Consider the following 15,474-nt stretch of genomic DNA (forward strand, 5'->3'; position numbering starts at 1 on the left):
CCCTATAGTCGCGGCTGCTTTTAGGGAGTGCTGTTTCGATGAAACTGATCGACTGGATCGTCACCCTCGTCATCATGCTGATGGTGATCGTCTTCTGTGCGCGCCGGCCGCCCACCTGGTCGCACGACTCCCGCGCCCGGCATATGAAGGGAACCCGTCTGCTGATGCAGGCCGCGTGCGCGCTTTGGGCGGCGCTGCTGGGTGTCACGAACGGCCTGTTTGCCGTCGAAGGGATCGCCGGCGTTCGGCCAACGCCGGCCGAGTCGTCCGCCGGCATCGCCGTGCTGCTGGCATGCAGTTGCTACTGGTCGGTGCGCGGCCGGAGACTGCTGAAGCCGCGACGGATTTTCGCCGGTTGAGGAACGTGCGGGCGCCACCCGCACCGCACGCACGATCGAGCGCCCCTACCGCGTAGTGATTCCTCGCACCGCATCGATCGAAGGCGCGGGCAACCCACTGCCGGCGCTAAAGCCTGCCCCCGCGGCGCCCTGCGCGCTCTCGCGCGCACCGCGCGCCGCCGGAGCCGGAGCCGGAGCCGGAGCCGCCACGACGAGCGCTGGCGCGCCAGCCGCGGCCGGTTCCCAGCCCGCGGCGCCCGCCGCCTCTGGCAGCGACAGATAGAACGTCGTGCCCACCCCTTCCTTCGATTCCGCCCACACTCGCCCGCCGTGTCGCTCGACCATCCGCCGCACGAGCGCGAGGCCAATGCCCTCGCCGGCCGCCGCGTTGCCGTGCAGGCGCTGGAACGCGGTGAACAGCCGCGGCAGCGCGATCGCCGGGATGCCGAGGCCGTTGTCGCGCACGTAGAAGATTCGCAGCGAATGCACGCCCGGCGGCGCGGGCGTCGTGCCGATTTCGACGCGGCCTTCGCGTGCCGGGTCCAGATAGTTGACCGCGTTGCCGATCAGGTTCGCGAAGATCTGCTCGAGCGCGGTCGGATCGCCCCATACCGCGGGCAGTTCGCCGACCGTCACGCGCGCGCTCCGCACGCGGATCGACCCCTGCATCGCATCGACGACGCGCTGCACGATGTCGCGCACATTGACCTTCTGGCGCCTGTACTCGACACGCCCGACGCGCGACAGCCGCAGCAGCGCGTCGATGATGTGCGACGCGCGCATCACCGCGGTCTGCAGATAGTGGAGCGCCTCGCCAATGTCCTCGTCGACGATCCGCTCGATCCGCTCGCGCGTGCTGGTCGCGAGCGACGAGCCGCGCGCCGCGTCGCGCAACTCGTCGCAGGCGCGAATCAGCTCTTTCGAAAATCCCTGCAGGTTCACCAGCGGCGCGCGCAGATCGTGCGACACGCTGTAGATGAACATTTCGTTTTCCTGAGTCTGTTGGCGCAGCGTCTCGTTGATGCGGGCAAGCTCGGCGGCGCGGCGTTCGAGGTCCGCGTGAAAACGCGCCTCGATGCGCTCGGCTTCGAGCAGACGGCGGCTCGTCTCGTGCAAGGTCAGATCGAGCCGCGCGATTTCATCGCGACCCGCGCCGAGCGGCGCGAGCGGTTCGTTGCCGGCAAGCCTGGCCGCGTTGTCGGACAGCAGCGCGAGCCGGCCGCGCACGCCGCGCGTGAACATCCCGATGGCGAGCGCGACGAACAGCAGCGAGCCCAACGCGGCCGCGACGATCAGCGTTTGTTCGCGCTCGCGCACGGCGGCGACGGCATTCGAGCGCGACATGTCGAGACGGCGCTCCTCGGCCTGGAACGCGCTCACCTGCAAGCGGAAATGATCGAGCACGTCGGCCTGGGCGAGATCGTGGAAGCGCGCGAGAATCTCGGCGCGCCGCCCGGCGCGCAGCATGTCCTGGATGCGGTCGGACCACTGGCGGTATGCCTGCACCGCCTGGCGCACCTCGACCACGCGCTCGACTTGCGCGGGATTGTCGCCGACGAGATCGACGAGTTCGTCGATGCGCCGGTCGACGTCCATCCATACTGCGATCGGGGTCGTGAAGCGTATGTCGTTGGCAAGTACCGCGCCGCGCAGCGCGACCGATTCGGACAGCACCGGATCGAGAATCGCCGTGCTCTGGCGCAGCACCTCCTCGGTATGCATCGCCCGACGCTCGGCCATCGTCGCATCGGCCTGCGCCTTAACGACGCCAGTGAGCAGCGCGAGTTCGAAGACGGCCGGAATCGCGATCAGCAACAGGCCTTTAGTGGTCAGTCTCATGCGGGCCCAGGGGAGGGGTTGGCCGGCGGATCGTGCACGGAGTCGGCACATTATGTCGGCGTTTGCGCGGGAAAAGAAAGAGGGACACGAACCCGTCGACCACCGTACCCCCGCTGGTCGATTGCCCGCTAGGATTGGGCATCGACGGCATCTCGTTGCGTCAGGATTCCGAATAAAGGTGTAATTTAAATCGAATATTTCGCCCTTTTCTGGGTCATCCTCCGTAGCCGTGACGATTTATGCACTTTCGTTGTGCCTCGCCTCTCTGTTCAGGTGCATGGCGCGCTCGGACGGCGCATCGCTCGAAACCATCCAGATTCCCATCCCGGTGCCCGATTGCACCGGGCCGGCGCGGCCAGCACAACTATGGCCCGCTTCTTGCTGACATAGCGCACTTTTTTTGGCACAAGCGGGACATATCGATGGAAAGTCTGAAATACGGCGCCGATACCGAGTTTCTTTTGATCGGCGCCGCCATGGTGCTGGCGATGCACGCAGGATTCGCCTTCCTGGAGCTCGGCACCGTGCGCAAGAAGAACCAGGTCAATGCACTGGTCAAGATTCTGGTGGACTTCGCGGTGTCGACGATCGCGTACTTCTTCATCGGCTACACGATCGCATACGGCGTGCAGTTTTTCGACGGCGCCGCGACGCTCGCCCAGCATAACGGCTATGCGCTCGTGCGCTTTTTCTTCCTGCTGACGTTCGCCGCCGCGATCCCCGCGATCGTGTCGGGCGGCATCGCCGAGCGCTCCAAGTTCAACCCGCAGTTGTTCGCGACGTTCGTGCTGGTCGGCTTCGTCTATCCGTTCTTCGAAGGCATCGCATGGAACGACCGTTTCGGCATTCAGGACTGGCTCACGCACGCGTTCGGCGCGCCGTTCCATGACTTCGCGGGTTCGGTGGTGGTGCACGCGTTCGGCGGCTGGGTCGCGCTGCCGGCCGTGCTGCTGCTCGGCGCGCGCCACGGCCGCTATCACCGCGACGGCGGCATCGCCGCGCATCCGCCGTCGAACATTCCGTTTCTCGCGCTCGGCGCATGGGTGCTGACGGTCGGCTGGTTCGGCTTCAACGTGATGAGCTCGCAGACCCTCGACAAGATCAGCGGCCTCGTCGCGGTCAACTCGCTGATGGCGATGGTCGGCGGCACGCTGAGCGCGTGGTTCGCGGGCCGCAACGACCCGGGCTTCACGTACAACGGCCCGCTCGCCGGGCTCGTCGCGGTGTGCGCGGGCTCGGACATCATGCATCCGCTCGGCGCGCTGGTCACGGGCGGCATCGCCGGCGTGCTGTTCGTCTATATGTTCACCTGCGTGCAGAACCGCTGGCGCATCGACGACGTGCTCGGCGTGTGGCCGCTGCACGGCCTGTGCGGCGCATGGGGCGGCATCGCGGCCGGCATCTTCGGCGCTCACGCGCTCGGCGGGCTGGGCGGTGTGTCGTTCGCCTCGCAGATCATCGGCACGCTCGGCGGGATCGTCGTGTCGGGGCTCGGCGGCACGGTCGTGTACGGCGCGATCCGCATGACGGTCGGCCTGCGGCTCGATCAGGAAGAGGAATACAACGGCGCCGATCTGTCGATTCACAAGATTTCGGCGACGCCGGAGTGAACCAGGGCGGCGCTCGCGGGGAACGGGAGAGACGCGGCGAGAGGCGCGGGAGAGTCGCGGGCCACATGCCTGTCCCCAAAATCCGCGCGCCGATGTTAGACTTCGCGGCTGGAGATGGCATTCTCCATTAACCGCCCATGGGGCTGATGATGCCTGCTACGCCCGGTTATGCGGACGCGGCATCAATTCGCCCGCATCAACCGGTTTGTCGACGTTCCCGGTTCGATCCTCTTCCATGTATTGGTCTTTTCTCGCGGTCGCGATTGGCGGCGCACTCGGCTCGCTGTTTCGCTGGTTCCTCGGCTTTCGACTGAACCCGGTCTTTAGCGACCTGCCGCTTGGCACGCTCGCCGCCAACGTGATCGCCGGCTACATCATCGGTGTGGCGGTCGCGGGCTTCGCGCGGGTGCCCCAGCTCTCGCCGGAATGGCGGCTGTTCGTCATCACCGGTCTGATGGGCGGGCTGTCGACCTTCTCGACGTTCTCCGCGGAAGTCGTGCAGCGCCTGCAGGACGGCCGGCTCGGCTGGGCGGCTGGCGAAGTGGCGATTCACGTGAGCACGTCGCTGATCATGACGATTCTCGGCATCGCGACGGTTTCGCTGCTGGCGCGCTGAGGCGCGTTGATGCTGCTTGGCATTGCAGCAATGTTCGCGGTTCCGTATCACACGCTCTTTCACCCGACCAGCGCCGTGCTGTTCGGAATCGGCTACTGCCTCGCCTATCCCGTGATCCAGGAACAAGCCGTCAACGATTCCAGTGCCATCCATCGTCACGCCGCGCTGACATGGTTCATCGTCGCTTACTCGCTCGGTGCGTTCGGCTTTCCGGCTGTCGGCGGCTGGGTGCTCGTGCACGCTGGGAAGAGCGCGTTGACCGCGCTGATCGCGGTATGCGGCATGTAGGCACTCGTGCTATCCGCACTCCGCGACCGGCGAAGCCTTACTGCGCAATTCAGTTCGTGAGTGCCACGCGGGGTCTGCGGCCCGCGTCGACAACAACCACGACGGAATGTTGAATGACAAATAAAGGGAATTCCACGCCTGCAACATCAGGAGCTGTAAAGCCGCATTGACGGCTACCTCCATACCGCTCATGGTGTAGCGTAATAGCGTGAATCGGATAAATATGCTAAAGCAGTTAAAAATTCTGCGCCGCTGTACGACAGATTAAATCCCGACATGATAAAAAAGAAACTCGTCGCGCAGCCGCCGAATTTGCATAACCCGGCCATTGGTATTAGGTTAGCAGGACGCGCGGGACGGTCAGACCCGGGAGCCTCGCCGTCATTTCAATTTTTTTCTTACATAAAAGTATTCGTTCATTACGCCGACTTTTTTATATAATTTACTTTTTAAATCGGATGTATTTACATCGCTCGATATGCGGAGCATGATTCGTTTAGCGGCGCTAAACCGGCAGGCGCACTTTCTCACTATTTGCGTTTGCAAATAGATTCACAACAGACTGGATATTAAAACGAGACCAGGAATTTCCCGGTAATTGTTGCGCTTCGTCCTTTGGCGGAAATGGAAGTCTCTTGAGATTTCAGAAGGCGTGATCTAATGCTTGCATTTGGGTGTCGATTTTTTTGCGAACTTTCTCGTGCGGAATACTACGGTGCATTGACATTAGATGCCGGCTGTTGTGCGGTTATATGGCCCAAAAAAAAGGCGTCACGTTGCCGTGACGCCTTAAAAGTTCTAGCCATTCCGAGGGCCGTGCTAGAACCTGAGAGAAGGTATTTCGAAAGGCGCAAGCGCCTTCGATGGGGCAATCGATCCTGGATTCCGGGATTTTTCCGCTTGCGTGCACCAAAATGCAGCGAAAAGATGCGACTTTCGAAATGAGGTTCCATTTTTTATGGTTATCCTGACTAAGTCAAGCAAAAAGATATAGTCGCTCATCGATCGGCAATTTGTTCCGATACAATGATTTTCCCAAGATATAAAAAATGGATGCCCCGGTTTGGAGATGCCCCCGCCCCGCGCGGGCGGTCGTCAATAGGTTAACGAACGAACAACCTGAAATACTGTTCCAAAAAAACGCATGAACCGATCCACACCCAATCAGGCCGTCGTCGCCAAAGCCTCCGAGAGCAAAGACCGGGACGGCCCGGGCGATGAAGTCACCGCGCTCGCGCGCGGCCTGACCGTATTGCGCGCCGTCGCCGCCGCGCACGCACCGCTCAGCAATCGCGAACTCGCCGAGTTGACCGGCATCCCGAAGCCCACCGTGTCGCGCATCACCGCGACGCTCGTGGGCACCGGTTTTCTGCTGCGACTGCCCGAAAGCGAGCGCTTCGTGCTGACCTCGTCGGTGCTCGAACTGAGCAACGGCTTTTTGCGCAACTTCGACATCCGCTCGCGCGCGCGGCCATTCCTGATCGAACTCGCGGAACGCACCGCGTTGTCGGTGCATCTCGCGGTGCGCGACCGCTACGACATGGTCGTCATCGACGCGATCCGGCCGCGTTCGGCGGTGCTCGTATCGCGACTCGAAATCGGCTCACGCATGAGCTTGACGCGCACCGCCGTCGGCCGGGCGTACCTCGCCGCGCTCGCGCAAGCGGACCGCGACCGCCTGCTCGTCGGCCTGCAGACTGCCGAGGGCGATGATTGGGGCTATATCGGCAGCCGTCTCGTCAGTGCGATCCAGGACACGCTCGAACGCGGTTTCGCCATCGCCACCGGCGAGTGGTACAACGGGCTGAACGCGATCGCGCTCGGCTTCGTCGGGCCGTCGGGCGAGCGCTACGCGGTCAATTGCGGCGGCTCGGCCGACCAGTGTCCGCGCGACTGGCTGATCTCGAACGCCGCACCCGCGCTGCTCGAATGCATCGACAAGATCGTGCTTGAGATCGGCGGCACGCCGGCGCGCCGGCTCGACGAATAGCCGGGCGGCGGCAATGAGCGCCAACCCGGCGCCCCGCACAGACCGAACACGGCGCCGGCCGGCTGCGGTCTGTGCAGTGACGAAGGCATCCCGCCCCACTCTTGCCCTACAATTCGCCAACAGCCTGTAACCTTCGTAATTAACCGAAAAATACGCGGCTGGACTGTTACAGACGCCGCAACGTACGATCACGCATCCCCGTCGCGGGACCGCGCCGCGAGCCGCGAGCGCCGTCAAAAAGGCCTCGCCGATCCGTGATGATTCCGCATTGCGTTAACATCTCTGTCCCGCGCCTCGGATAGCATCGCGCTAAATATTGCGCGGCGCGCGCCGCCACGACCGCCTGACACGCCGCCCATATGCCGGCCCGCCGTCTTTCGAACGGCGGCGACCGCATCGGCGGCTCACATCACAAAGCCAGCCACCTGACCGAACCGATGGACGAACAACAAAAGCACCCGGAAACCCAACGCCCCGCCGCTTCCCAGCCGTCCGCGAGCGGCGCGCAATCGAGCGCGCCCGGCGCGGTGAAACGCCACCGCGGCCGCACTGTCGCGCTGATCGTCGCGGCGCTGGTCGTGCTCGGCGTCGTACTGTGGCGCTGGCATCCGTGGGGCAGCCCTGGCAGCGGGGCGAGTGCGCCGGGTGCCGCGAGCGGCGCGCGCAGCGGCCGCGGCGGTCCGAACGCGATGGCCAACATGCCGCAGCCGGTGCACGTCGCCGCCGCGACGCAGGGCGAGATGCCGGTCGTGCTGACCGCGCTCGGCACGGTCACGCCGCTCGCCACCGTCACGGTGCTGCCGCAACTGAGCGGCGTGCTGCAGGACGTGTATTTCAAGGAAGGCCAGATGGTCAAGAAGGGCGACGTGCTCGCCCAGATCGACCCGCGCCCGTATGAGATCTCGCTGCGCAACGCCGAGGGCACGCTGGTGCGCGACGAGGCGCTGCTCGCCACCGCGCGTCTCGATCTGAAGCGCTATCAGACGCTGCTCGCGCAAGACTCGATCGCGAGTCAGCAGGTCGACACGCAGGCGTCGCTGGTGCGGCAATACGAAGGCACGGTGAAAGCCGACCAGGCGAACGTCGACAGCTTCAAACTCGACCTCGTGTACGCGCGCATCACCGCGCCGGTGTCGGGCCGCGTCGGTCTGCGTCAGGTCGACCCGGGCAACTACGTGACCTCGGGCCTCGCCAACGGCATCGTCGTGATTACGCAGCTCGATCCGATCAGCGTGGTGTTCTCGACCTCCGAAGACAATCTGCAGCAGATCATCCAGCACACGCGCAACGGCGAGTCGCTGTCGGCCACCGCGTACGACCGCAGCAACACGCATCCGCTCGAAGTCGGCTCGCTGAAGACGATGGACAACCAGATCGACACGACCACCGGCACGATCAAGCTGCGCGCGATCTTCGAGAACAAGGACAACGGCCTGTTCCCGAACCAGTTCGTCAACACGCGCCTGCTCGTCGATACGATCAAGGACGCGGTGATCGTGCCGACCTCGGCGGTGCTCAACGGCTCGATCGGTACCTTCGTGTACATCGTGAAGCCCGACGACACGGTCACCGTGCGCCAGGTCAAGGTCGGCCCGGTCGATGGCGAGCGCACCAGCATCCAGTCGGGTCTCGCGGTCGGCGAGCGCGTCGTGATCGACGGTTCGGACCGGCTGCGCGAAGGCTCGAAGATCACGATCCCGGCCGAGCGGCCGCGTGGCGCGTCCGGCGCGCACGGCGCGAGCGCTCCGGCGGCCGCCTCGGGCGCGCCAGCGCGTCGCGGCCGGCGCGCGCCGCAAGCATCGCAATAAAGTAAAGGCACGGCACTTACCGCATGAATCCATCCCGCGCATTTATTCTGCGTCCCGTCGGCACCGCGCTGCTGATGGCGGCGATCATGCTGGTCGGCCTCGTCGCGCTGCGCTTTCTGCCGCTGTCCGCGCTGCCCGAAGTCGACTATCCGACGATCCAGGTGCAGACCTTCTATCCGGGCGCGAGCCCGGACGTGATGACGTCGTCCGTAACGGCGCCGCTCGAGCGGCAGTTCGGGCAGATGCCGTCGCTGAACCAGATGTCGTCGCAAAGCTCGGCCGGCTCGTCGATCATCACGCTGCAATTCAGCCTCGATCTGCCGCTCGACATCGCCGAACAGGAAGTCCAGGCGGCGATCAACGCGGCGGGCAACCTGCTGCCCTCCGACCTGCCCGCGCCGCCGATCTACGCGAAGGTCAACCCGGCCGACGCGCCGATCATCACGCTCGCGATCACGTCGAAAACGCTGCCGCTCACGCAGGTGCAGGATCTCGCCGACACGCGTCTCGCGCAGAAGATCTCGCAGGTCGCGGGGGTGGGTCTCGTGAGCCTGTCGGGCGGCCAGCGCCCGGCGATCCGCATTCAGGCGAACCCGCGCGCGCTCGCCGCGTACGGCCTGAATCTCGACGATCTGCGCACCACCATCTCGAACCTGAACGTCAACACGCCGAAGGGCAATTTCGACGGCCCGACGCGCAACTACACGATCAACTCGAACGATCAGCTGACCGACGCCGACGAGTACAAGAGCGCCGTCGTCGCATACAAGAGCGGCCGCCCGGTGATGCTGACCGACGTCGCGAGCATCGTGCCCGGTCCGGAGAACACGAAGCTCGGCGCGTGGGTCGACAACACGCCCGCGATCATCCTGAACGTGCAGCGCCAGCCGGGTGCGAACGTGATCCAGGTGGTCGACAGCATCAAGGCGCTGCTGCCGCGCTTGCAGCAGTCGCTGCCCGCCGCGCTCGACGTCGAGGTCGTCACCGACCGCACCACGACGATCCGCGCGTCGGTGCGCGACGTGCAGTTCGAGCTGGCGATGTCGGTCGTGCTGGTCGTGCTGGTGATGTACCTGTTCCTCGCCAACATCTACGCGACGATCATTCCGAGCCTGTCGGTGCCGCTGTCGCTGATCGGCACGCTCGCCGTGATGTACCTGTGCGGCTTCTCGCTAGACAACCTGTCGCTGATGGCGCTGACCATCGCGACCGGCTTCGTCGTCGACGACGCGATCGTGATGATCGAGAACATCGCGCGCTATGTCGAGGAAGGCGACAGTGCGCTCGAAGCCGCGCTGAAGGGCTCGAAGCAGATCGGCTTCACGATCATTTCGCTGACGGTCTCGCTGATCGCGGTGCTGATTCCGCTGCTCTTCATGGGCGACGTGGTCGGCCGCCTGTTCCATGAATTCGCGATCACGCTCGCGGTGACGATCGTCATTTCGGCGGTCGTGTCACTGACGCTGGTGCCGATGATGTGCGCGAAACTGTTGCGCCACACGCCGCCGCACGACAGTCACCGCTTCGAGGCGAAGGCGCACCGCTTCATCGACTGGGTGATCGCGCGCTACGCGGTCGCGCTCACCTGGGTGCTGAACCGTCAGCGCTCCACCCTGGTCGTAGCTGTCCTCACACTGGTGCTGACCGGCCTGCTGTACGTGTTCATACCGAAGGGCTTCTTCCCGGTGCAGGACACCGGTGTGATCCAGGCGATCACGCAGATGCCGCAGTCGGTGTCGTTCGCGTCGATGGCCGAGCGTCAGCAGGCGCTCGCCGACCAGATCCTGAAGAACCCGGACGTCGAAAGCCTGACCTCGTTCATCGGCGTGGACGGCAGCAACATCACGCTGAACAGCGGCCGCATGCTGATCAACCTGAAGCCGCGCGACGACCGCAGCAACACCGCGAGCGAAGTAATCCGCCAGTTGCAGAAGGACGTCGCGCATATTCCGGGCGCGTCGCTGTACATGCAGCCGGTGCAGGACCTGACGATCGACTCGACGGTCAGCCCGACGCAGTATCAGTTCATGCTGACCGATCCGAACATCGGCGAATTCGCGACGTGGGTGCCGAAGCTGGTCGAGCGCCTCAAGCAGTCGCCCGAACTCGCGGACGTCGCGACCGATCTGCAGGACAACGGCCGCTCGGTGTTCATCGAGATCGACCGCGCGACCGCCGCGCGCTTCGGCATCACGCCGGCCACGATCGACAGCGCGCTGTACGACGCGTTCGGCCAGCGCATCATTTCGACGATCTTCACGCAGTCGAACCAGTACCGTGTGATTCTCGAAGCACAGCCGACGATGCAGCACTACACCACGTCGCTGAACAACATCTACCTGCCCTCTTCCACGTCGGCGGGCGGCCAGGTGCCGCTGTCGTCGATCGCGAAGTTCATCGAGCGACCGGCGCCGCTGCTGGTTACGCACCTGAGCCAGTTCCCGGCCACCACGGTGTCGTTCAACCTCGCCCCGGGTTCGTCGCTCGGCGCGGCCGTGAAGGCGATCGAACAGGCCGAGAAGGACATCGGCCTGCCCGCGTCGTTTCAGACGCGCTTCCAGGGCGCGGCGCTCGCGTTCCAGGCGTCGCTCGCGAACGAGCTGTTCCTGATCCTCGCGGCGATCGTCACGATGTACATCGTGCTCGGCGTGCTGTACGAGAGCTTCATCCATCCGATCACGATTCTGTCCACTCTTCCGTCCGCCGGCGTCGGCGCGCTGCTCGCGCTGCTGATCACCGGCCACGATCTCGACATCATCGGCATCATCGGGATCGTGCTTTTGATCGGTATCGTGAAGAAGAACGCGATCATGATGATCGACTTCGCGCTCTACGCGGAGCGCGAGGAAGGCAAGCCGCCGCGCGAGGCGATCTACCAGGCGTGTCTGCTGCGTTTCCGGCCGATCCTGATGACCACGCTCGCCGCGCTGCTCGGCGCGCTGCCGCTGATGCTCGGCACCGGCGCGGGCTCGGAACTGCGCCGGCCGCTCGGTATCGCGATCGCCGGCGGCCTGATCGTGAGCCAGCTGCTGACGCTGTTCACGACGCCGGTAATTTACCTCGCGTTCGATTCGCTCGGCCGCCGGCTGCGCGAGCGCTTTAGCCGCGGCGATTCGTCCGGTAGCGCCACGCCGCCCGCGACCGATGCAGGGAACTGAACGATGAACCTGTCGCGTCCGTTTATTTCCCGCCCGGTCGCCACCACGCTGCTGGCGATCGGCATCGCGCTGTCGGGCGTGTTCGCGTTCACCAAGCTGCCGGTGGCGCCGCTGCCGCAGGTCGACTTCCCGACCATCTCGGTGCAGGCGACGCTGCCGGGCGCGAGCCCGGAGACCGTCGCGACCAGCGTCGCGAGTCCGCTCGAGCGGCATCTCGGCTCGATCGCCGACGTCACCGAGATGACGTCGCAAAGCTCGGTCGGCTCGACGCGCATCACGATGCAGTTCGGCTTGAACCGCGACATCGACGGCGCCGCGCGCGACGTGCAGGCGGCGATCAACGCGGCGCGCGCCGACCTGCCCGCGAGCCTGCGCAGCAATCCGACCTACCACAAGGTCAACCCGGCCGACGCGCCGATCCTGATTCTCGCGCTGACGTCGAGCACGCGCACGCCCGGCCAGCTCTACGATTCGGCCGCCACGGTGCTGCAGCAGTCGCTGTCGCAGGTGCAGGGGGTCGGCGAAGTGGACGTGAGCGGCTCGGCGAATCCGGCCGTACGCGTCGAGCTGATGCCGCATGCGCTGTCGCATTACGGCATCGGCCTCGAGGACGTGCGCGCGGCGCTCGCCTCGGCCAACGCGAACAGCCCGAAAGGAGCGATCGAGTTCGGCGAGAACCGCGTGCAGCTGTACACCAACGACCAGGCCACCAAGGCGTCGCAGTACAAGGATCTGGTCATCGCCTATCGCAACGGCGCACCGGTCAAACTCTCCGACATGGGCGAGGTCGTCGATTCGGTCGAGGACCTGCGCAACCTCGGCCTCTTCAACGGCAAGCACGCGGTGCTCGTGATCCTGTACCGGCAGCCGGGCGCCAACATCATCGAGACCGTCGACCGCGTGAAGGCGATGCTGCCGCAACTGCACGCATCGCTGCCCGCAGACGTCGAAATCTCGCCGACCTCGGACCGCTCCACGACGATCCGCGCGTCGCTGAAAGACACCCAGCGCACGCTCGTGATCGCGGTCGCGCTGGTCGTGATGGTCGTGTTCCTGTTCCTGCGCAACTGGCGCGCCACGCTGATTCCGAGCGTGGCCGTGCCGATCTCGATCATCGGCACGTTCGGCGCGATGTACCTGATGGGCTTCTCGCTCGACAATCTGTCGCTGATGGCGCTGACCATCGCGACCGGCTTCGTCGTCGACGACGCGATCGTCGTGCTCGAAAACATCTCACGCCACATCGAAGACGGCGTGCCGCGCATGAAGGCCGCGTTCCTCGGCGCGCGCGAGGTCGGCTTCACGGTGATGTCGATCAGCATCTCGCTCGTCGCCGTGTTCCTGCCGATCCTGCTGATGGGCGGCATCGTCGGGCGGCTGTTCCGCGAGTTCGCGCTGACGCTGTCGCTCGCGATCGCGGTCTCACTGATCGTCTCGCTGACGCTCACGCCGATGATGTGCTCGCGCCTGCTGCGCGAGCCGCACGAGAAGCAACAGGAAAGCCGCCTCGGCCGCTGGCTCGAACGCGGCTTCACGTCGATGCAGCGCGGCTACGAGCGCACGCTCGGCTGGGCGCTGCGGCATCCGCGGCTGATCCTGCTCGTGCTGCTGCTGACCATCGGGCTGAACGTCGCGCTCTACATCATCGTGCCGAAAGGCTTCTTCCCGCAGCAGGACACCGGGCGCATGATCGGCGGCATCCAGGCCGACCAGAGCACGTCGTTCCAGGCGATGAAGGGCAAGTTCTCGCAGATGATGGACATCGTCAGCAAGAACCCGGCGGTCGACAGCGTGGTCGGCTTCACCGGCGGCCGGCAGACCAACTCGGGCTTCATGTTCCTGTCGCTGAAGCCGAAGAGCGAACGCAAGCTGTCCGCCGACCAGGTGATGCAGCAGTTGCGCGCGCCGCTCGGCGACGTGGCCGGCGCGCGCACCTTCCTGCAGGCGGTGCAGGACATTCGCGTCGGCGGCCGGCAATCGAACGCGCAGTATCAGTTCACGCTGCTCGCGGACTCGACGCCCGATCTGTATAAGTGGGGGCCGAAGCTCACCGAGGCGCTGCAGGCTCGCAAGCAACTCGCGGACGTGAACTCCGACCAGCAGCAAGGCGGTCTCGAGGCGATGGTGACGATCGACCGCGCCACCGCCGCGCGCCTCGGCATCAAGCCCTCGCAGATCGACAACACGCTGTACGACGCGTTCGGCCAGCGCCAGGTATCGACGATCTACAACCCGCTGAACCAGTATCACGTGGTGATGGAAGTCGCGCCGCGCTACTGGGAGAGCCCGGAAATGCTGAGCCAGATTTACGTCAGCACCTCGGGCGGCAGCGCGAGCGGCGCGCAGACCACCAATGCGCCGGCCGGCACTGTAACGAAGGCCACCAGCACGGCGGCCACGACGAGCGGGGCCGCCGGCGGCGCCGCAACCGGCGGCACCGCGGCCACCACCGCGACGAGCGCGGCCAGCATCGCGGCCGACTCCGCGCGCAACCAGGCGATCAACTCGATCGCGGCGAGCGGCAAGTCGAGCGCATCGTCGGGCTCGCCGGTGTCGATCGCGAAGGAAACGATGGTGCCGCTGTCGGCGATCGCCGGCTTCGGGCCGGGCACCACACCGCTGTCGGTCAATCACCAGAGCCAGTTCGTCGCCTCGACGATTTCGTTCAACCTGCCGCCGGGCGTCTCGCTGTCCACCGCCACGCAGGTGATCTACGACACGATGGCCGAGATCGGCATGCCCGCCACGATTCACGGCAGCTTCCAGGGCACCGCCCAGGCGTTCCAGCAGTCGATGTCCGATCAGCCGATCCTGATCCTCGCCGCGCTGGCGGCGGTGTATATCGTGCTCGGCATCCTGTACGAGAGCTACATCCATCCGCTGACGATCCTGTCGACGCTGCCGTCCGCGGGCGTCGGAGCGCTGCTCGCGCTGCTGCTGTTCAAGACCGAGTTCAGCATCATCGCGCTGATCGGCGTGATCCTGCTGATCGGCATCGTGAAGAAGAACGCGATCATGATGGTGGACTTCGCGATCGACGCGTCGCGCAAAGGGCTCTCCTCGCGCGACGCGATCTACCAGGCCTGTCTGCTGCGCTTCCGGCCGATCATGATGACCACTTTCGCCGCGATGCTCGGCGCATTGCCGCTCGCGTTCGGCAGCGGCGAAGGCGCGGAGATGCGCGCGCCGCTCGGTATTTCGATCGTCGGCGGGCTGATCGTCAGCCAGATGCTGACGCTCTATACGACGCCGGTCGTGTATCTGTACATGGATCGCATCCGCGTGCGCTGGGAGGCGAGAAAGGCGCGCCGCACGGGTGGCGCGGCGCCGACCTCGTCATGATGTCGTGAAGGCGGCGCTCACAGCTTCTGCTCGATGGCCAGCGAGAAAATCCGCTGCCATCGGCGCGCCACCCGCTCGTTCGACATCGGCACGAGCCACTCGCCGCGCCGTGCGTCCTTGACCTTCACGGCGAGCCGCGCCTGCGCGTCGCGGCCTTGTGCTTCGGCGCCGAGCAGATCCGCGAAGATATACGCACCCTGCTCGTCGCCGACGCGAATCTCGCAGAGCCGCTTGCCCGCCGCGAGCCGCACCAATCCCCAACTGCCCTTCAGCTCGTGCGTCCAGTCGCCGTCGCGCACGTTCGGCGCGACTTCGCGGCGCCGCTGCCGCCAGTAAGCGAGCGCACCGGCAATCAGCAACGCAGCCAGGACCGCCACGCTTTCCGCCACCGCCAGCCCGAAACCGGCCTGCAGCGCATCGAAGGCGCGTACCGCGCCGTACCCCAGCGCGACCAGCGCAATCAACGCAACGAGAATCGGCATCGC

General features: G+C 65.2%; 9 protein-coding genes, 1 pseudogene and 1 riboswitch. Of the genes and pseudogenes, 8 read left to right on the plus strand and 2 right to left on the minus strand.

Annotated elements, in window-relative coordinates; translation table 11 throughout:
- Nucleotides 1–38 precede the first annotated feature (38 nt).
- Nucleotides 39–359, plus strand: a complete 321-nt coding sequence (locus G5S42_RS23370) for a hypothetical protein (protein WP_176108940.1) — start codon at nucleotides 39–41, stop codon at nucleotides 357–359.
- Nucleotides 360–404: 45 nt separating this feature from the next.
- Here the strand turns inward: G5S42_RS23370 and G5S42_RS23375 are convergent, their stop codons facing one another.
- A complete protein-coding gene (locus G5S42_RS23375; RefSeq protein ID WP_176108941.1) occupies nucleotides 405–2,177 on the minus strand; it encodes a sensor histidine kinase in 1,773 nt (590 codons plus the stop codon).
- Nucleotides 2,178–2,599: 422 nt separating this feature from the next.
- Between G5S42_RS23375 and G5S42_RS23380 the strand changes: the two genes are divergently transcribed.
- The 7 genes and pseudogenes from G5S42_RS23380 to G5S42_RS23410 all read left to right on the plus strand — a co-directional run bounded on the left by G5S42_RS23380 (nucleotide 2,600) and on the right by G5S42_RS23410 (nucleotide 14,989).
- Complete coding sequence (locus G5S42_RS23380; protein ID WP_176108942.1) at nucleotides 2,600–3,787, plus strand: ammonium transporter; 1,188 nt, start codon at nucleotides 2,600–2,602, stop codon at nucleotides 3,785–3,787.
- A 101-nt stretch (nucleotides 3,788–3,888) separates the two neighbouring features.
- A riboswitch (Fluoride riboswitch) is annotated at nucleotides 3,889–3,950 on the plus strand.
- Between the two features lie 72 nt (nucleotides 3,951–4,022).
- Nucleotides 4,023–4,403, plus strand: coding sequence for a fluoride efflux transporter CrcB (crcB, locus tag G5S42_RS23385; RefSeq protein WP_176108943.1), 381 nt, complete (start codon nucleotides 4,023–4,025; stop codon nucleotides 4,401–4,403).
- 6 nt (nucleotides 4,404–4,409) lie between these two features.
- A pseudogene (locus tag G5S42_RS23390) lies at nucleotides 4,410–4,691 on the plus strand (MFS transporter); the annotation flags it as partial.
- 1,144 nt (nucleotides 4,692–5,835) lie between these two features.
- Nucleotides 5,836–6,681 (plus strand): IclR family transcriptional regulator, encoded by an 846-nt coding sequence (locus G5S42_RS23395; RefSeq protein WP_176108944.1) that lies wholly within the window; start codon nucleotides 5,836–5,838, stop codon nucleotides 6,679–6,681.
- A gap of 437 nt (nucleotides 6,682–7,118) precedes the next feature.
- Entirely contained in the window at nucleotides 7,119–8,489 is a 1,371-nt protein-coding gene (locus G5S42_RS23400) for an MdtA/MuxA family multidrug efflux RND transporter periplasmic adaptor subunit (protein WP_176108945.1), read from the plus strand.
- A gap of 23 nt (nucleotides 8,490–8,512) precedes the next feature.
- Nucleotides 8,513–11,647 (plus strand): MdtB/MuxB family multidrug efflux RND transporter permease subunit, encoded by a 3,135-nt coding sequence (locus tag G5S42_RS23405; protein WP_176108946.1) that lies wholly within the window; start codon nucleotides 8,513–8,515, stop codon nucleotides 11,645–11,647.
- A 3-nt stretch (nucleotides 11,648–11,650) separates the two neighbouring features.
- The gene (locus tag G5S42_RS23410; protein WP_176108947.1) at nucleotides 11,651–14,989 is read left to right on the plus strand and encodes an efflux RND transporter permease subunit; all 3,339 of its coding nucleotides are present in this window, start codon (nucleotides 11,651–11,653) and stop codon (nucleotides 14,987–14,989) included.
- 17 nt (nucleotides 14,990–15,006) lie between these two features.
- Here G5S42_RS23410 and G5S42_RS23415 read toward each other — a convergent pair whose 3' ends face one another.
- Nucleotides 15,007–15,471, minus strand: a complete 465-nt coding sequence (locus G5S42_RS23415; protein WP_176108948.1) for a hypothetical protein — start codon at nucleotides 15,469–15,471, stop codon at nucleotides 15,007–15,009.
- Nucleotides 15,472–15,474: the final 3 nt, after the last annotated feature.

It is taken from the genome of Paraburkholderia youngii (genome assembly GCF_013366925.1).
Taxonomy (GTDB): Bacteria; Pseudomonadota; Gammaproteobacteria; order Burkholderiales; family Burkholderiaceae; genus Paraburkholderia; species Paraburkholderia youngii.

Coding starts and splice junctions, on each gene's coding strand:
- G5S42_RS23380 (WP_176108942.1), top strand. CDS start 2,600: ATGGAAAGTCTGAAATACGGCGCCGATACCGAGTTTCTTTTGATCGGC.
- G5S42_RS23395 (WP_176108944.1), top strand. CDS start 5,836: ATGAACCGATCCACACCCAATCAGGCCGTCGTCGCCAAAGCCTCCGAG.
- G5S42_RS23405 (WP_176108946.1), top strand. CDS start 8,513: ATGAATCCATCCCGCGCATTTATTCTGCGTCCCGTCGGCACCGCGCTG.
- G5S42_RS23415 (WP_176108948.1), bottom strand. CDS start 15,471: ATGCCGATTCTCGTTGCGTTGATTGCGCTGGTCGCGCTGGGGTACGGC.
- G5S42_RS23375 (WP_176108941.1), bottom strand. CDS start 2,177: ATGAGACTGACCACTAAAGGCCTGTTGCTGATCGCGATTCCGGCCGTC.
- G5S42_RS23410 (WP_176108947.1), top strand. CDS start 11,651: ATGAACCTGTCGCGTCCGTTTATTTCCCGCCCGGTCGCCACCACGCTG.
- G5S42_RS23370 (WP_176108940.1), top strand. CDS start 39: ATGAAACTGATCGACTGGATCGTCACCCTCGTCATCATGCTGATGGTG.
- G5S42_RS23400 (WP_176108945.1), top strand. CDS start 7,119: ATGGACGAACAACAAAAGCACCCGGAAACCCAACGCCCCGCCGCTTCC.
- crcB (WP_176108943.1), top strand. CDS start 4,023: ATGTATTGGTCTTTTCTCGCGGTCGCGATTGGCGGCGCACTCGGCTCG.